The following is a 17,421-nucleotide window of genomic DNA, read 5'->3' as shown; positions in this document are numbered from 1 at the left end:
CCGCCCGATTGTCCATAGGGACGGGTTCCATCGCGCCCATCACGCCGCCCCCTTCTGCAACTGCCCGATAATCTCGTCGCGCGGCCCGTCGGCGATCACCGTCCCCTGGTCGATCACGATCAGCCGCTTGACGATGCGCAGCAGCGCATGGCGGTGGGTCGAAACGATCAGCGTCTGATCCGGGTCGAGCGCCTTTGCCAGATGATCGACGAACAGATTTTCCGTCTGATTGTCCATCGCCCCGGTGGGCTCGTCCAGGAACAGCAGCCTCGCCGGTTCCACCAGCGCGCGCGCCAGCACCAGGAAGCTGCGCTGCCCCCCGGAAAGGCGGCTGCCCCGCTCGCCGATATGCAGGTCGAACCCCGCCGCATCCCGCCCGAAGAAGCGCGACGCGCCCGAACGCTCCAGCGCCTCCAGCAGCCGTGCGTCATCCGCGTCCCGCGCGCCCAGCAGCAGATTTTCCCGCACCGACCCGCTGAACAGCTCGGCGTCCTGCCCCACATAGCGGAAGGCGGAACGCAGTTCGTGCGGATGATATTGGCGGCTGTCCACATCGTCGATGGCCAGCATGCCGCCGCTGGGCGGATAAAGGCCGCACAGCACCCGACCCAGCGTCGACTTGCCCGACGCCACGCGCCCGATGATGCCGATCCGCTCGCCCGGTTCGATCCGCAAGTCGATGCCCTTCAGGCTCGGCTGCGTTGCGCCCGGATAGCTGAACGCCAGCGCCCGCGCGGCGATCGCGCCCTTGCGGACCTTGGGGATGATGCCGCGCGCACCGTCCAGCCGCTCGTCCGGCTGGTCGATCAGCGTCTGGAGGCTGGCGAGCGTGGTCAGCGCCTGGCGCGCCCGCACGATCACGAAGGCAAGCTGCCCCACGGGCGCGAGCGACCGGCCCGCCAGCATGACGATGGCGATGATCGCCCCCATCGAGATCTCGCCCGCCGCGAACATATAGAAACCGCCGATCACCAGCGCGATGCTCGTCACCTGCTGGCACAGCGACGCCAGGGTCACGCTTGCCGAACTCAGCCGCCGCAGCTTCTCCTGCGTCATGGCGCTCATCCGCGCATAGCGCCGCCAGCGCTCCAGCATCCGCCCTTCCGCCCGGCAGGCTTTCAGCGTCTCGATACCGCCGATCGCCTCCACCAGCGCGGCGCTCTGCAAGCTCGCGTCCGCCTGCGCATCCCGCGACAGGCCGGCCATCGAACGTTGCAGGAAGAAGCCGGCCGTGCCCATGATGCCGATCATCACCACCGGCACCGCCGCCAGCCAGCCGCCCAGCAGCGCGATGACGCCCACGAACAGGAACAGGAAGGCGATGTCCACCACCAGCACCACGGTGGTCGAGGTGAAGAACTCGCGGACGCTTTCAAATTCCGACACCCGCCGCGCCAGCGCCCCCGTGCTCCCCGCCCGGCTCGCCAGCGGCACGTTCATCACCTTCTCGAACAGGCGCTGCGACAGCCGCTCGTCAATCTCCCGCCCTGCCTCATCTACCAGCCGCGCCCGCGCCAGCCGCAGCGCGAAGTCGAGCGCGAACGCCAGCATGACGCCCGCGCCCAGTACCCACAGGCTCGACGCCGCCTTGTTCGGGATGATCCGGTCATAGACGTTCATCGTGAACAGCGGCAGCGCGAAGGCCAGAAGGTTGATGATCCCCGCCGCCAGCATGACATAGCCAAAGGCGCCCCGCGCCCGCCACACCTCCCGCCAGAACCAGTGCTGCCGCGCCCGCTCGTCCCAGGGCCGTTCCTCCGCCCGCTCGCGGCCATGGTCGGCCATCACCGCCAGCGCCTCGCCGGTGAAGACGGGCTCCAGGCCGCCAAGGGGCGTCCATATGGGCTCGCTCGCATGAGGGAGCTGCACCAGCGCGTCCCCCTCCCGGATGTCGAGCAGCAGCAGGAAGCGGCCGCCCGCCAAGGGCAGGATGGCGGGCAGGTTGCCCGGCCGCCACTTGTCCAGCCGCCCGCGGACCGGATCGCTCAGCAGGCCGATCTGGTCGAGCGCGGATTCGGCCTGATGAAAGGGCAGCCGCCCGGATTCATCGACGGCAAGCCCCGCCCGCAGCGCCACGATCCCCGGCGCACGCCCGAAGTGCCGCGCCACATGGGCGATGCATTGGCTCAGCTCGTCCCCCGCCATGCCCTGGCAGTCCAGCCATTCGGACAGGCTCAATGTGCTTCGTTCCAGCATTGTCGGCCCTGCGCCGCCCCGGCCCCTGCCGGAGCGGCCTTAAAAGAGGGAAGCTCAGCCCGGATAGCGCCGCCGCTGCAATTCGGCGGGCGGAAGGTCAGGCACGTCATATTTCTGGCGCGCATAGGGATTGGCGCCCGATGGCGGCGCGATCCCCAGCGTGTCGAGCAGCCGGTTGGCCGCCGCCAATATCTGATATTGCGCGAAGATCTCCGAGAAGCGCGCCGTTTCCGTCCGCACCTGCGTGTTGAACCGGGTGTTCTGGCTGTCGAGCACGTCGAGCAGCGATCGCCGCCCGACATTGAACTGCTCGCGATAGGAGATCAAAAGCGAGTCCGAAACGGCCGCCTGCCGCGACAGGTCGGTCAGCCGCTTCTTTTCCGTGTCCCACCGGTTCCAGGCGGTGCGGACATCCTCCTCCGCCTCGCGCTGGCGCTGGCTCAGGCGAAAGCGCGCCTCGCTCGCGCGGCGGGTCATCTCCTGCACCTTCGCCCGGTTGATGCCGCCGTTGAACAGCTGCCAGCGCAGCACCACCCGGCCCTGCACGTCATTGGTGCTGCCCCGGAAGCCGTCCACATCCTCGCCGATGCGCCCCCGCCCTTCCAGCGTCACCTTGGGACCCAGTTCCGATTCCGCCTCGTCCACGACCGCATGGGCGGCCTGGATATCGGCCTCCGCCTCCCGGATCAGCGGATTATGGGTGCGCGCGCTCGCGATCGCCTCCTCCAGCGTCGGCGGCACCGCGCCCGTCACCGGATCGGGCATCGCCACCTGATCGATCGACAGCCCCGTCAGCGTGCGGAAGCTGATCGCCGCATTGGTCAGGTCCTGCTCCGCCTCGCTCTTGCGCACCAGCGCGGATTGCAGCCGCTCCTCGGCCTGCTGCTGGTCGGCGATGCTGATCGACCCCTTCGACACGCCCTCGCCAAGGTCGCCCAGCAACTTGCGGTGGAAGGCGATATTGTCCTCCGCCGCCGCCACGACCCGCTGCTGGAGCATATAGTCCAGATATTGCCGCGCGACGTTGAGCGCCACGAACTGCGAACGCTCGCCCACGCGCAGCGCCGCCCCGTCGATCCGCGCCGCCTGCCGCCGCTTCTCCGCGCTGCGATAGCCTGAATCGAACAGCGTCTCTTCGGCCAGCACGCTCGCCTCCAGCGGATAGAGCGTCTGGTCGCCGATGCCGAGCGTGCGGCGGGGGTTGTTCTCCAGCCGCCGGATGCCCGCCGATCCCTCCACGCTGATCCGCGGCAGGTCCAGTCCCCTGGCCTGCTCGCGCTCGAACTCGATTGCTTCCTTGTTCTGGATCGCCTGGTTGATCTCGGGGTGGCTGTCGATCGCCGCCGCGATCGCGCTCTTAAGGTCCGTGGTCTGGGCCCAGCCGCTCGGCCCCATCGCCGCCGCGCACAGGGCCATCAGGCTGCCGCAACTCTTGCGCATGATTGTCATGATGCCTCTCCCCTTCAGTTCGCGCTGGCCGTGATCTCGACACGGCGGTTCATCGGTTCGCGCACATTGTCGGCCGTCTCGATCTTGAGCTGCGTCTCGCCCAGGCCGCTGACGCTCATCGCCTCCGCGGCGATGCCGCTCTGGCTCAGCAGCGCGGCGACATTGCGCGCCCGCCGCAGCGACAGCCCGTCATTATAGCCCGTGCCCCCTGACGTGTCGGTATAGCCGGTGACGCCAAAGCGCCTCCAGCCGCACTGCGCCGCAGACTGCGCGACCTGCCCGATCGCCGCTGCCCCTTCCGGGACGGGCGTGTCCATGTTCCAGTCGAAGAAGACCGATACCGCGGGCGCGGTGCAGTCCAGCGCCGCCGGCGCTGACGCCGCAACCACGGCCGATGCCCCGTCGGATAGCGGCGGCGCTGACAGGCGTGCTGCAAATGCGTCGCATTTGCTGATGCTCTCCGCATCCTTCGTACCCGATTTCAGGAAGCCAAGCGCGATGCCGCACTGGTTCTTCGCCTCCACCGCCCAGGTCCAGCGGCTGTCCCGCGCCGCCCGCAGCCCCGCATCGCCCACGGCTTTTACCGCCACGTCGTATCTGCCTTCGAGTTCACTCTTTAGTTCCGCCTTGCCAAGCTGCAACAGCGGTGACGCCGCCGCCGCCCAGGCTCCCGCCGGAACCATCCCCGCCGCAAGGCCGAAGCACAGCATGCTCCTCAACCCGTTCCGCATCATCCTCTCCCCCAAATTCCAACCGCAAGATCCCGCTGACCAGGACGCTCAGCCATGCGCGGCCGCCACCGCCTCATGCGCCGCCAGCGCCGCATCGAACACCGCAGCCGCAGCCGCCATGTGCCCGGCATCCACCACCGGCTCGACGGCAAGGACGTTGAACAGCAGCGGCGCCGGGGCATGTTCCCCGCCCGGCAATGCCGCCAGCAGCGCATCGATGTCCGGCCCCGCCGCCGTGCCCAGCGCCTCGCCCACCACTTGCGCCACCTGCCCAGGCCCAGTCTCCTGCGCCGCCGCCGCCAGCACCGCCGCAGTGCCGTCAAATCCGGGCAACTCGACCGACTGCGCCAGCAATCCCCCATGGTCCCCCAGATCAGGCTGCGGCGCCTCAGGCCCATCCGGCGAAGCCGCCGCCGCGTCATCACCATCCCCAAGGCTGGCATGATCCACTACAGCCTCCTCCCCGCCATGACCCCGCTGCGGCACGGACGGCTCGATATGCTCACCCCGGTCCCCGGCAGGAGCCAGCGGCGCTGCGCGCCCCTCCTCCACGTCGACCGGCTCCGAGGCCGCCATGCCCGCCTGAACAGGCTCCGCTACGATCGCTGCCTCCGCCGCAAGAACAGGCGCAGACCCCTCCTCGCCCACAACCCCAACACCCGACACAGCCACCAATCCGGCTGCTACAAGAGCTTGGTTCTGGCTGGTGAAAGAGTGGCGCTCCTGCTGAAAAAGACTGGCGGCGCCGCCGGTCGCGAAAATGGCGTCGGCCAACATGCCCGCGGTGCCATCGCTCCGCACGAAGCTGGCCGTGCCTGTCACGTCGACATCGCCGTTCGCAGCGCTAAAGCTGGGCCCAGACGTAACCAGGCCGATGCTGACGATCCCCCGCGTGGCCAAGGCCTGATATTCCCCCGCATCGACCAGGCCGTTGCTGTTGGCATCCTGCCAGATGCCGAAGGACGCATAGCTGCTGTCTGCCGCGTTCAATACACTGTCGCCATTGCTGTCATAGGCAAGGCGGACGCCATCGAGATCCGAAACGGCGCCCGGCGCATCATCTGAAAAGACGATGTCGAAGCGCCCGCCGCCCCAGCGCGCCAATAACCCGTCTGCTGGCGATATCCATGCTGTCGGCACCGCGCCCGTCCCATAATCGTGGAGGACGCCCGCGGATGATGACAGAAACGAAATTCCATCCCCATCAAGGTCGAAGACGACGGGCGCAACCGGGGTGGAAGGCGTATTCCCCTGCTTCACATTGACGGAGAAGTTCCCAGTGACCGCATCGCCATCTCCATCGGTCAGCGTGACCGCAAAGGTCACGGTCGCGCCCGTATCGGGATTGTTGATCGCTCGCGTCAGATCGAAAGTGTAGAGCCCTGACGAACCCCCTGCGGGATCGATCTTCAGCGTGAAGACAGAATTTGAGGCTAATTTCTCGCTGACTTCCAACAGCCCGTTGTTGTTGCTGTCCCGGTAAGCAGTGAAGATGTTGCCTTCCAGTTGACCTAGGATAGGCCTGCTTCCCGATTGCATGTCGCTCGACAGGATCGTCACATCCGTCACCGCGCCCGTCCCGTCAGGACCCGCATGGAAATGCAGCACTCCCACGGCCGCGGCCGCATTTACATTGGAACTGGCAAAGCCGTTCTGGATCGAACCGAGCGAAGGCGTGTCGTCATCTATCGTCAGAGTGAGCACACCGGCCGACACCGTGCCGTTTCCATCTCCCACGCGATAGGTGAGGTTGATCGGACCGGCGTCATTCTCGTCCGCTCCCCCGGCATGAAGGACGTTGTTCACAAGAGTCGCCTTATAGGCTCCAGTCACCGCATCAGTGATCTGGACTTCAAACAAGGTCGTTCCGGTCCGCGCTCCGCCGTCCACGATCGCGGACAAGATATGGGTCGCGCCCGACCAGCTGTAGCGCACGGTTTCGATGCCCACGACAGCGGTCAGATTGTGCATGGCCGCGAAACTGACCGTACCGGTGCCTCCCGGACCATAGAGGCCGGGCCCATCCGCGCCATAAGCGATCCCCAGCGTTCCGCTGACCTGCGCCTCGCCAGATGCACCAGTATAATCCCCGGTCCCGCCTGCCGTACCGCCAGGCAGCCCATCCTCATCGAGCGTCGCAAAAACCACCGCTGTCACTGGCGCACTGTCGGGCTGAGCCGTGAGAGTCAGGGAAGACTGAGCTTTGTCCCCGTCATTGTCGATGATGCTGTAATCAAATCGCTCGTCGGCCGCCTCGCCGCCATTCGGGCGTGCATAGGTCCACGCACCCGATGCGAAATCGAGCGTCAAACGTCCACCCGCGCTGGTATCGATCAACAGCTGGTGCCCGCTGATCACGCCGCTCGCCGCGCCCGACTTGATGATCGAACTGGCGCCGTCCCAAGTGTAGACTACGCCATCAACCGTGATCGACAGTAAACGGCCGCCGTCCGCGCCCAGATGATCATTGGCCAGCAGATTGCCCGAAGCGCCCAGGTTGCCGACAATCTCTCCCAACGCATCCACCAGCGCAGCGAAGTCATCGACCAGAATAGGGGCTCCTTCCCCGTCGACGTCGACGTCCTGAAGGCGCGGGCTATTGACCTCTGCCCCCACTCCCACCGTGCTGATCGTGATGTCATTGTCAGCGACGAAGCTCGCCCACACACTGGCCACGGCATCGGCCAACGAATGGCCGCCGGTTCCGGTATGTTGATTGGGATTGCCGTCACTCAGGAAGAATATCTGATTGTTCGCGCTGGGATCAGGCGCGAAGCTTTCCATCGCTTCGGTGATCGCGGCGCTATAGTTCGTCCCGCCATTATAGGGACGGGTGCCGCCAGCCGTGGGATTGAGGGCGTCGATCTGCGCCTCCAACGCCGCATAGCTGGTGAAAGGTCCAAAGCTCATCGCCTCGTTCGAAAAGACCGTGAGGCTCACCGTCACAGTGGACGTGGCGAACAGGTCCCCCATCGCGCCCTTGACGGCGCTCAACATGGCATTCAGTTCGCCCTTGTCGATGCTGCCGGAGAAATCGAGGATCAGGCCTATGTTGAAGCTGGTCGCTCCAACAGCCACCCCTGCGGTTTCCGGTGCCGCCACCGGCACATCGTCGATGATCTTGACCTCAAGATTTGCCGGGCTGGAATCCCCGTCGGTATCGGTCAGAATGATCGGGAAGGTTTCAATCAGGGCATTCTCGCCCCCGCCCGCCGGATGCTGTTCTGCTCCCAGCAGCGTGTAGCTATAGCTGACCTTACCATTCACCGGGTCATAGCCGGTGATCTCCAGCCTGTTCCCAAGCGGCGAAATGAAACTGACCTGCGAAAAAACGCCAGCCGAAATTACTGCATGGCCGTCGATCAATAGGCTATCCACCCCATCGGGAGCGGAGATGGTGAAATCTCCTGTCTGCGTCAGCGGTTCCTTGTCGCCGTCCGTTCCTGCGATCAGGTCATCCTCGTCAACAACGACATCGCCACCAGCGGTCAGGCCAGTCACACTGACCGGGTCATCAGCTCCCACCAGGCTGATGGTCAGCGTGGCACTATCCTTGTCGCCATCGCCATCGGTCAGGCTATAGGCGAAGCTGTCGATCACGCTCGCACCAGGAGCGAGCGCCGCGATCTTGGCGAGCCCGGCTGCGTTCAGAACATAATGCCGGCTTCCGTCAGGCTGCGAGACAAGATCGCCATAGATGCCCGCTGTGCTGGCAAAGGTCACGCTGCCCAGCCCATCCGCTCCGCTCACGTCATTGCCGCTGACATCGACCGCGACACTTGTGGCAGAGCCTGAAATGACCGCGCTATCGTCGCGCGCATCGGGGATGTCGTCGCTGATGCGGACGTCGAGCGAGGCGCTGTCGGCCGACCCGTCGCCATCGGTGACGGTGACGGTGAAGGATTGAAGGATGCTATCCGTCCCTGGCTGGCCATGGGCGAGACTGTTGCCGGTGAGTTCATAGCTGTAGGCAAAGCTGCCGCCGGTCACCGAGCCATCAGGGCCCGTCACGGGCGTGAAGCCGGTGATGCGCAGCGTGCCTTCCGCCGTGACGATCGCAGCGGCCTTGAACGCGCCGCCCGCGAAGATGGAAACCCCTTCCACGCTCGCCGCCGCCAGCCCGTCGGGGGTGGATATGCTGAAGCTGCCCGTACGGGTGAGCGCTGCTGCATCGGGGGCGGACCCATCCGCCAGATGGGCTTCCGATACAAGGACTTCGGCGCCTTCGCCATCAAGGCCGCTGATCCCTACGCCGTCATCCGATCCCGATATAGTGATGGTGAGGGTGGACGACGACACATCTCCGTCGCCATCAGTGATGGAGTAGCTGAAACTGTCGGTCAGCGTTTCGCCGGGGCTGAGCGTCTGGACCAAGGGATTTTCATTGTCGAGCCTGTAGCTGTAGAGCCCGCTGGCCTCCAGCGTCAGCGTGCCATAGACACCCTCGAACGTACCGGCGCTGGATATAGCCGCACCATCCGCTCCCTGCACGTCCGCCACGCCGTCGCTGCCGCCGATGCCCGTCAGCACATTGCCGTCCGCCACAAGCGGACCATCCTCGCTCACGCCATCGCTGTCCGCCAAAGCGCGCGGCGCATCGTCCGCAACCGATATGGTAAGAGTTGCGGTCGCAACATCTCCATCCCGGTCTGTAACTGTTACGGTGACAACCTCGCTGGGATTAGCGCTCAGCACATTGTCGGTGAGAGTATATATATAGTCGATGCTATCCGGCCCCATGCCGGTGATGGTCAAAGTGCCGAACTGCGTCTGCACCACCTGTCCCACCGCCGTAATCACGACAGCATTGATCGTCACGGCAGCAACGCCGTCCGGCGCATCGAACCGGATGATGCCGCTCGTCGTTTCAGAACCGGACGAGGGGTCGGAGCCTGCGGGCTCAGACCCGCGCGGGGGCAATCCAGCCTCCGAAGCTGAAGCCGTCGCCGACACCGCACCCGCTGGCTGGTCGAGCGTCACGATTTCCAGGCTGGGCCGGAGGTCCGAAGCTGGAAGGATGACTTCCTCCTCCACAGAAGCGGAAAAACTCAACTCCGTCTCAGGCAGGAGGTCACCCAGCAACAAGCCATCGCCTATGGTTCCCGCCGCTTCCGTGAAATTACCGCCGGAACTGCGCGGCGGCCCGGCGGCCGGTTCGACCTGCTCCGCCAACAGCAGAGCCGCCAGATTGGCCGCCGGAACGGCCACATCCCCGACGACCAGCTGGGGAGGCGCTATTGCCCCGTCGACAATCACCAGCGACGTTCCGTCGGGCAGTGTCACGACAAGATCCCGCCCGGCGACATGAATGCTGTTGAGATCCGTTCCAGCGGGCAGCACCAGGATTCCATCAGGACCTGCCGCTGCACGCTCGACACGTCCCGACGCCGCCCCTAGCCCCCTTGCTCCTTCATCTGCGTGAGGAGACTGGACAAAGGCCGCTTCTGGCAGATGGGCGTCCAGAGCCTCGAAGCTGCCCATTCCTCCGGCCTTCAGTGCTTGATCGACGTTCATGACGCACCTCCGCAATAAAAGGAGACGGTGGACCGCTGGCAGCAGGAGAAGGCATCCAAAACCGGTCCGCACCGGTCCTGGCATCTACATTCCCTTGCTTCAGGCCTTTTGCGGCGCTGACTACGCCTTTAGAAAATCCCCCGTCTCCCGGCATGACCGAGCGCGCCACGCTCCACCCTGCCGGTGTTGAATGCACTATGGCAATTCTTCCTCATCCCTTATTTATATTCGAACTTATTACCTCTTTACAGAGAATTAACCAATTTTATCGCAAATTAATCCCGCCCTATTACTTTAGGCATATAAAATTCGGCTCATGACTGACCAAAGGAGGTATGTCACCCCTTCCAGACAGTCGCGACGGCTTCATCAGCACCAAAAGGAGAGAGGCGAATTTCGCGAATCGGCATAACGGTTAAGGTTGATCTGAACTATAGCCGCATGCCCATCTTTCACTTGGCCCCTTCCAACAAGGATGATGAAGTGCAAAGATGTTACGGCGAGCTTTATTCTTATGTCCCCATTTAAGGACATGGATAAGATCGGTGCTTTTTCTTGGACGTAAAATTATCCGCAAAATCGTTAACTTTCATGGCACGTCCCTATATAGGGGTATTATTGCCACTCTCCGTTGACTTATTAACCGGTTAACATAAAATGCACCTTCTGCATCTGGCATTAAGTTGCAGGCGGGGACGGGGGGCTGTGCTCGATGGCGAAAATTCTCACCACTGACCAATATTCGATTTTTGTAACCGGTATCAGTGCGTTCTTGCGGGCGCAGGGACATGATGTCGTGACATGCGAATGTTCAGCTCCCAAGATCCTCGCCGAAATCCAGGAAGAGAACCCCGACATCTTTCTTTTCGGCGCAAGCATGCGCGGCAACCACAGCCTGAACCTTCTTAAAGAGGTCCGGGAGTCGTGCCGGGACGTTCCGATCATGTTGATGACCAACACCATCTTCCCGGAACAATCCATCGCCCTTGGAGGATTGAGGGTGAATGGCCTTCTCCTGAAGGAAGGCGATCCAAATGACATTCTATCCTGTATAGATACGATATTGGCGGGCGATATCTATGTCGATCACCTGATAACGCATCAGGTTTATCTTCACAGCATCGACAGCACCAAAAACTTCTCACTCCTCAATTCCGCATTGACGCAACGGGAGTGGGAGATAGTCGAACTGGCCTGCAACGGCATGCGTAATCGCGCCATCGCCCTTCGTTGCGGCGTGAGTGAAGGCACCGTCAAGGTGCACCTGCGCAATGTCTTTCAAAAGCTCGGCATTCGATCCCGCAGTGAACTGATCGTCGCCAAGATCGGGATGGCTCCTGGATCGCAGGAGATGCGGTGTCCTTAACCTTCATTGGCAAGATGATGCTCGCCAGTGCGCATGGATACCGATTTGACCATCCGCCGCCTCCACGATCTACCAGGAGAAGGCGACCCTCAACTTTCTATTGTTCGCGCATCGCTCGATGGAAACTGTCGATGACGGGCTGCACCAGATACTGGAACAGGGAGCGTGCTCCCAGATTGATATATACTTCGGCGGGCATGCCAGACAAGAGCTGTACATCCGCCAAATCCTTGAGTTCCTTTTCGTCGAGGACGACTTCCGCTTCATAATAAAGCGCCCCAGTCGCTTGATCCAAAGTCGCGTCAGCGCTGACATTGCGCACTTGGCCGCGCAACATCGGCAGAATTCGCGCCTTGTAGGGCGTTAGCCGGACTTCGGCGCGCAATCCTTCATGCACGACATCGATGTCGAGCGCTTTTAGCCTTGCCATGATCACGATCTTCGCGTTCGTGGGAACAAGGTCGAGGATCGGTTCGCCCGGACCAACAACGCCGCCAAGAGTCACCTTGCGCAGATTGACCACCGTTCCTTCGACAGGCGCGACAATTTGCTGGCGGCGGCTGATATCTTTGGAAGCAGCAAGCTTTTCCCTTACATCGGCCAGGGCGTTCTGCACTTCGCGCTGCTGCGCCGCGACTTCGCTCAACTGCTGATTGCGCAGAAACGCCATCTGCGCCCGCGTCTCGCTGATCGATTGCTGGGCGCGGGAGATATTGCCCATCAACTGACCCCGCTGCCCGGCCGTCGCTGATTCCTGCCGCTGAAGCGCGAGCTGGCGTGACCGGCGTTCCAGCCCTTCATTCACCAGCGCCTTGACGCCTTCATTTTCCTGCGCCAGCAGCTTTTGCTGCTCGCCCAGCGCGGAAACCTGCGCCATATAGCTGGAAATTTCGGATCCGCCCTGCCCGACGCGCTGCTGCAAGATGTTGATCTGCGCATTCATGGCCGTGCGCCGCGTGTTGAAGACGGAGTTGGACGACGCCAGTATCTGCGCGACGCCTGGTTCGTCCTTGCGGCTCAGCAGTTCCGCCGGATAGACCACCGCGCTGCGCCCTTCGCGTTCGGCGCTGAGCCTTGCGTCCTGAGCCAGCAGGGAATCATAGCTTGCCTGCAACGCAGCATCGCGCGCCCCCGCCTGCGTTCCGTCGAGAAGAACGAGCGGCTGCCCGGCGCGCACATGCTGGCCGTCCCTGACCAGAATGCGCGCGATGATCCCCCCTTCCAGATGCTGGATGACCTTGCGGCCGCCGCCTTCCGCGCGCAGGATTCCCGGCGCGATCGCCGCGCTGTTCATCGGCGCGAGAAAAGCCCAGAGGGCGAAAATCGCGATGAACAGGGCGATCGCACGGTAAGCGGCGCGCATGATGGGAAAGACCTGCGGATCGACGCGCTCCCCGGCAGTAATCTCCCCTCCGCCAGCAAGGAGCAGTCGCCGTTCTGGAAAGAATTTGACCAGCTTCACGTAATTCTCTCCCCTATTCCGCGGCGGTGACGAGGCCCGCTTCGCCCCCGGCATTGGTGCGGGATGCCGCGACCACATGCCTTTGCTCACGCGGCTGCGCGCTCCCCTCAAGTTGAGCGAGGACGGCAGGGCCTGGTCCATAGGTGACCACCCGCCCTTCCTGCATGATGAGAATCCTGTCGGCGATCTGGAGCAGGTTGCGCCGGTGCGACACGACGATGGTCGTGACCTTGTTCGCCTGAAGTTGCCGCAATGTGCGCATCAGCGCTGCATCGCCCACCTGATCAAGGCTGGCATTGGGTTCATCGAGAACGACCAGCCGGGGCGAGCCGAACATCGCCCTTGCCAGCCCGATGCGCTGACGCTGCCCTCCGGAAAGCTGGACGCCGCCTTCGCTCAAGGACAGTTCATAGCCGTTGCGCTGGCGCAGGATCATCTCATGACAGTCGGCCAGCTTGGCCGCGGCAATGACGTCGCTGTCCGCTGCGTCCGGCAGGAAACGCGCGATATTGTCGCGGATGGTGCCGGGCAGAAGTTCGATATCCTGGGGCAAATAGCCGACATGGCGGCCGAAGTCCGACCGCTTCCATTCGAACACATCGGCCGTATCCAGCCGCACATTGCCCGCGCTGGGCTTGAGAACACCGACGAGCAGCCGCGAGAGCGTCGTCTTTCCAGACGCGGATGGGCCGACGATCGCGACCAGTTCGCCCGGCTGTACCGTGAAGCTGACATTGCGGACGATCGGCGCCTGCAATCCCGGAGGAACGAATGTCAGATTGTTGACCTCGATCAAGCCGGTCGGCTCTGGCAACGCCATTTCCGATGTTCGAGGACGCGGAAGCAGGCAAAATTGTTCAAGCTTGGCATAGCTGTGGCGTGCCAGCACGAATTGCTTCCAATATCCAATGGACGCTTCGATCGGAGCCAGCAGCCTCGCCACGATAGTCGAACCTGCGATCATGGCGCCGCCGGTCAGCTGAAGATCAAGGATCAACAGCGCGCCAGTGGCCATGAGGACTATCTGGATAGTATATCGCGTGAACTTCGAAACAGCGAGGATTGTCGAACTGTGCCGCTGCGTTGCATCCACAGCTTCGGTTTCGGCGATCTGGGCGGCCGACCAGCGTTCGACGACCTGCCGCCCCATCCCCATTGCGTCGATGACTTCGCTGTTGCGAGAAAGGCTTTCGGCGAACTGCATATTGGCGTTCGACTGGGCCTGCGTGTCGCGGATATCCTGACGGCTTGCCCGTTCGTTGATGTAGGCCAGGGAGAATAGAAGCCCCGCGCCCACCAATGCGACAAGACCAAACCATGGACTCAAAAGAAAAACGGCGAACAGATATATCGGCACCCACAACATATCCACGATATTGAAGACGGACGGGGTCGACACGAAGTTCTTGATCGAGTTCATCTCCCGCAATGCTTCCAGGCGGATGCCCGGCATCGTCAGGCGCTGCTCCAGCGATCTTTCCAGCAGGACCGGTCCAAGTTTTTGCGCAATCCAGGTGCCGATCCGGTTCGCTACCTTCTGGCGCACCCCCTCCAGCACCGCGCTGAGCCCGATGGCAAAGATCACGGCGATGGTCAGAAACAGGAGCGTGTCCTTGCTCTGGCTGGTCAGGACGCGGTCATAGACCTGCATCATGTACAGCGACGTCACCAGCGTCAGGCAGTTGATGATGCCGCTGAAGATCACCACCCGCAGCACGATGGAGGAATAAGGGCGAACAAGCGCGGCGAAAGGCGATTGCGCGCCTGGGATTCGCCCCGTCATCTGCTTTCGCGTGAACATCGTCCTGTCCCCCTAATTTGCCGATTTGGCGATCTTCTCATCCGCGCGAAGCGGCGGGATCAGGCCATAGATCAGGCGGGCAAGTTCCATCTGCCGGTGGACGCCCAGTTTGGCGCGAATGCGCTTGAGATAGGTCTTGGCCGTTTCATCGGACAGACCACTGCGCTGCGCCGCCTCGCTGAGGCTTTTCGCTTCCAGGAACTGGGTGAGAAACCGCTGTTCGGAACGCAGCAGGCCCAGCGCTTCCAGCATCGCGCCTGAGGCGTCGCCCGACCGTTGCAGATTGACCAGCAACATGGCGCTGCGGCTGCCATCGAGGCTGTGCGAGGCCGTGACCACGAAACCGAGCAGCCATCCGTCCGGGCCTTCGAGCCGCACGGCGATTTCCGTCCGGTCTTCGCCGCTTGCGACGGCCGCCTTGATCGCTTCCTGCAAGGACCGGGTCGTTGCCAGGGTAGCGCCGCGAACCGTGCCTTCGGGGGACAAGCGCATCATCGTCTTGTCGAGCAGCATGGCGCGTGCAGCCGCGTTGCAATAATGCGGCTTCCCCTGGCCATCGAGCATGAAGATCGCCAGCGAGACACGGTCGAGCAGTGTTTCGAGCCGCTCCATATGCCGGCTTTCGGCGGCGGTTTGCATCTCCGTTTCGGCGATATGGGTGATCAGGGGCAGGGTCAGCTTGAAGTTGCGCTGGATCTCTGCCGTGAAGGGGCCATCGTCGCGAGTGCGGAACAACAGCGCCCGCAAGGTAGCACCGCCGATGCCGGGCACCTGGACAACGGCGAAATATCCGAAACGCAGGGAAAGCTCGCTATGGCATGCAAGCAATGCTCGCGATGCTTCTATAGCATTTTCCCCGGTAAAGACTGCCTTATCCGCAAGTGCATCTGCATTGAAGTCTTCAGACCGGTTCTGCCAGATCAATGATGCATAGGATAGAAGATTGCCTGTCCTTACCGGATCCATGCGTAGTTGATCAAAGCCGACCAGATAGCCATGCTTCATGGCCAATGTGGCGGACGTATAGGAAATGACCGCCCCGGCTATGCCAATTTCCTGCAACGTCTCGCGCAGCCCGATGTCATTATTTTGACCAACGACGCGAAGGGCATCGGCCGTGCTGTTCGAGGAGGAGATTAGGTGGCTGGCCTTGGAAGGCAAATATCCAATAAAATTGTCAATTTCACCAGATAAACCGAGCGCCTTGCTCTCGGATCTTGTGAATTCCATATTATCCTCCGCTAATATAAGCCAGCGCCAAGACGGAACTTTCCGTTTCTGGCGCAGGACTTATTAAATTAGCGACCAATTATTTATTGGAGGGTATTAATTAGACGTATCCAGTCGTTTAACACCCCCACGACTCACGCAAACATCCTGATTGCCCGAGGCTTTCCGCTGCATGCATCGCGCAAGATATTGAGTCAAGAAGTTATCAACCGTAAGATATATGTAATACGACTTACAGATTCGCGAACCATACTGCCATTTGGTCATATCTATTTGGTAGTATATTTGCGGAGAGGTAGAAGAAATACCTCCTTTTCAAAAACCGTCATGTGCATTTCAGGCAATCAGGGGGAAACATGCGAAATCCGGTTTGCAGCGCGGTGCTTTTGCTCGCGGGCAGCATCATCATCAATCCGCCAATGCAGGCACAGACAAGCCTCCATGAACTGGCGGCCCAGGTTCTCGTGGATAATCCTGAAATCGCTTCGCAGCGGGAGGTGATCAACGGACTGGCCGCGCGCGTGTCTGAAGCGCGCGGCGGATATCTGCCCCAGATCGAGGCCAATGGGGTCATCGAACGGCGGCGGTTGATCGTGGAAGATGGCAAAAAGGATAATAGCGACGCCACTTTCACGGCGAAGCAGGCCGATATCGAAGCGCGGGTCACTGTCTTCGACGGCTTTGTCACCAATAATGCGATCAAGACGCGAATCGCCGAATTGCAGGCGGGCCGCGCCTCGTTCGACGCGGCGGCCGCCCAGGTGCTTCTGGACCTGATTTCCGCCTATGCCGATGTCAGGCGGGACTGGCGGATTCAGGAATATGCGCAGCAGCAATATGAAGCGATCGCCGACCAGCAAAACGCCACCAACCGCCGCCTCCAGTTTGGCGAGGCGACCAAGACCGACTCGGCTCAGGCGGAGGCGCGCCTTGCTTCGTCGAAGACCAACATTCTTACGGCGAACCAGGATCTGGCCGTCAGCCGCAGTTCTTTCCTGGCGGTTGCCGGGCGGAGTGCGGACAATCTGCCGCCGCCTGCCCCCTTTGATGGCCTGCCCGCATCCCTGGACGAAGCCAGGCAGATCGCGCTCGTCAACAATCCGCAACTATTGTCCGCCGCGAAGAATGTGGAAGCCGCACGGCGCGCCAAGGCGGCTGCCAAAGGTGCGCTCGCGCCCAGCATTCAGATCGTGACAGGCGCTCAATATCTGTCCGGCGGCGTCACCAACGTCTTCACCGGCAAGCTGCCCGACGACCGTTCGGCCATGTATGGGGGCGTCCAGATTCGCGTGCCTATCTTTCAGCAAGGCCGGGAATATGCGGAAATCCGCCGAAGCCGCGCCCTGGAGAATCAGCGCCGTTTCGAGGAAGATCAGGCGGAACGGGACGTGACGCGCAATGTGGAGACTGCCTGGTCGCAGTGGCAATCGGCAGTCAGCGTCATAGAGGCCGCGAAGGTCGCGGTGGCAGCGAATGAGCGAGCAGCCGAAGGGGTGCGGAAGGAGTCCCTGTCGGGCAACCGCACCCTGCTCGACGTGCTCGATGCCCAGACTGAACTACTAAATTCACGCGCCACACTGGAGCGCGCGATTCGGAACGAATATGTGGGGCGGGCGGCGGTTTTGGCGGCGATCGGGCGGCTCACACTGGCGGCGATCCCGCAATAGCCGCC

9 protein-coding genes are annotated in these 17,421 nt (G+C 62.3%); 2 read left to right on the top strand and 7 right to left on the bottom strand.

The features are described from left to right. Window positions 1-39: 39 nt before the first annotated feature. The 4 genes from ET21_RS0107245 to ET21_RS28750 form a co-directional block, all read right to left on the bottom strand. A complete protein-coding gene (locus ET21_RS0107245) occupies window positions 40-2,196 on the bottom strand; it encodes a type I secretion system permease/ATPase (protein WP_030539128.1) in 2,157 nt (718 codons plus the stop codon). 54 nt (window positions 2,197-2,250) lie between these two features. After that, on the bottom strand, window positions 2,251-3,645 hold the full coding sequence (locus ET21_RS0107240) for a TolC family protein (RefSeq protein ID WP_030539127.1): 1,395 nt from the start codon (window positions 3,643-3,645) through the stop codon (window positions 2,251-2,253). A gap of 14 nt (window positions 3,646-3,659) precedes the next feature. Beyond that, on the bottom strand, window positions 3,660-4,355 hold the full coding sequence (locus tag ET21_RS0107235) for an OmpA family protein (RefSeq protein WP_030539126.1): 696 nt from the start codon (window positions 4,353-4,355) through the stop codon (window positions 3,660-3,662). 69 nt (window positions 4,356-4,424) lie between these two features. After that, the gene (locus tag ET21_RS28750; RefSeq protein WP_162180689.1) at window positions 4,425-9,890 is read right to left on the bottom strand and encodes a VCBS domain-containing protein; all 5,466 of its coding nucleotides are present in this window, start codon (window positions 9,888-9,890) and stop codon (window positions 4,425-4,427) included. Between the two features lie 712 nt (window positions 9,891-10,602). Between ET21_RS28750 and ET21_RS0107225 the strand changes: the two genes are divergently transcribed. Beyond that, window positions 10,603-11,256 carry a LuxR C-terminal-related transcriptional regulator gene (locus ET21_RS0107225; protein WP_021238708.1) on the top strand — a complete coding sequence of 218 codons (654 nt, stop codon included), beginning with the start codon at window positions 10,603-10,605 and terminating at the stop codon, window positions 11,254-11,256. A gap of 97 nt (window positions 11,257-11,353) precedes the next feature. On the opposite strand, the gene ET21_RS0107220 is transcribed toward ET21_RS0107225, so the two are convergent. Genes ET21_RS0107220 through ET21_RS0107210 form a run of 3 tightly spaced genes read right to left on the bottom strand, consistent with a single transcriptional unit; the run spans window position 11,354 to window position 15,680 of the window. Next, entirely contained in the window at window positions 11,354-12,718 is a 1,365-nt protein-coding gene (locus ET21_RS0107220) for an HlyD family type I secretion periplasmic adaptor subunit (protein ID WP_051768041.1), read from the bottom strand. 13 nt (window positions 12,719-12,731) lie between these two features. Further along, window positions 12,732-14,501 (bottom strand): type I secretion system permease/ATPase, encoded by a 1,770-nt coding sequence (locus ET21_RS0107215; protein WP_162180688.1) that lies wholly within the window; start codon window positions 14,499-14,501, stop codon window positions 12,732-12,734. A gap of 30 nt (window positions 14,502-14,531) precedes the next feature. Next, a complete protein-coding gene (locus tag ET21_RS0107210) occupies window positions 14,532-15,680 on the bottom strand; it encodes a helix-turn-helix transcriptional regulator (RefSeq protein WP_156029028.1) in 1,149 nt (382 codons plus the stop codon). A gap of 425 nt (window positions 15,681-16,105) precedes the next feature. Between ET21_RS0107210 and ET21_RS0107205 the strand changes: the two genes are divergently transcribed. Next, window positions 16,106-17,416, top strand: a complete 1,311-nt coding sequence (locus tag ET21_RS0107205; protein WP_030539121.1) for a TolC family outer membrane protein — start codon at window positions 16,106-16,108, stop codon at window positions 17,414-17,416. Window positions 17,417-17,421: the final 5 nt, after the last annotated feature.

Source organism: Sphingobium sp. DC-2 (genome assembly GCF_000722555.1).
GTDB classification, from domain to species: domain Bacteria; phylum Pseudomonadota; class Alphaproteobacteria; order Sphingomonadales; family Sphingomonadaceae; genus Sphingobium; species Sphingobium quisquiliarum.
The sequence above is the reverse complement of the archived record's forward strand: the minus strand, read 5'-3'. Positions and strand labels throughout refer to the sequence as shown.

Bases quoted from the DNA above. Each gene is read 5' to 3' on its own strand.
- ET21_RS28750 (WP_162180689.1), bottom strand. From the start codon at position 9,890: ATGAACGTCGATCAAGCACTGAAGGCCGGAGGAATGGGCAGCTTCGAG.
- ET21_RS0107240 (WP_030539127.1), bottom strand. From the start codon at position 3,645: ATGACAATCATGCGCAAGAGTTGCGGCAGCCTGATGGCCCTGTGCGCG.
- ET21_RS0107235 (WP_030539126.1), bottom strand. From the start codon at position 4,355: ATGCTGTGCTTCGGCCTTGCGGCGGGGATGGTTCCGGCGGGAGCCTGG.
- ET21_RS0107225 (WP_021238708.1), top strand. From the start codon at position 10,603: ATGGCGAAAATTCTCACCACTGACCAATATTCGATTTTTGTAACCGGT.
- ET21_RS0107245 (WP_030539128.1), bottom strand. From the start codon at position 2,196: ATGCTGGAACGAAGCACATTGAGCCTGTCCGAATGGCTGGACTGCCAG.
- ET21_RS0107215 (WP_162180688.1), bottom strand. From the start codon at position 14,501: ATGACGGGGCGAATCCCAGGCGCGCAATCGCCTTTCGCCGCGCTTGTT.
- ET21_RS0107205 (WP_030539121.1), top strand. From the start codon at position 16,106: ATGCGAAATCCGGTTTGCAGCGCGGTGCTTTTGCTCGCGGGCAGCATC.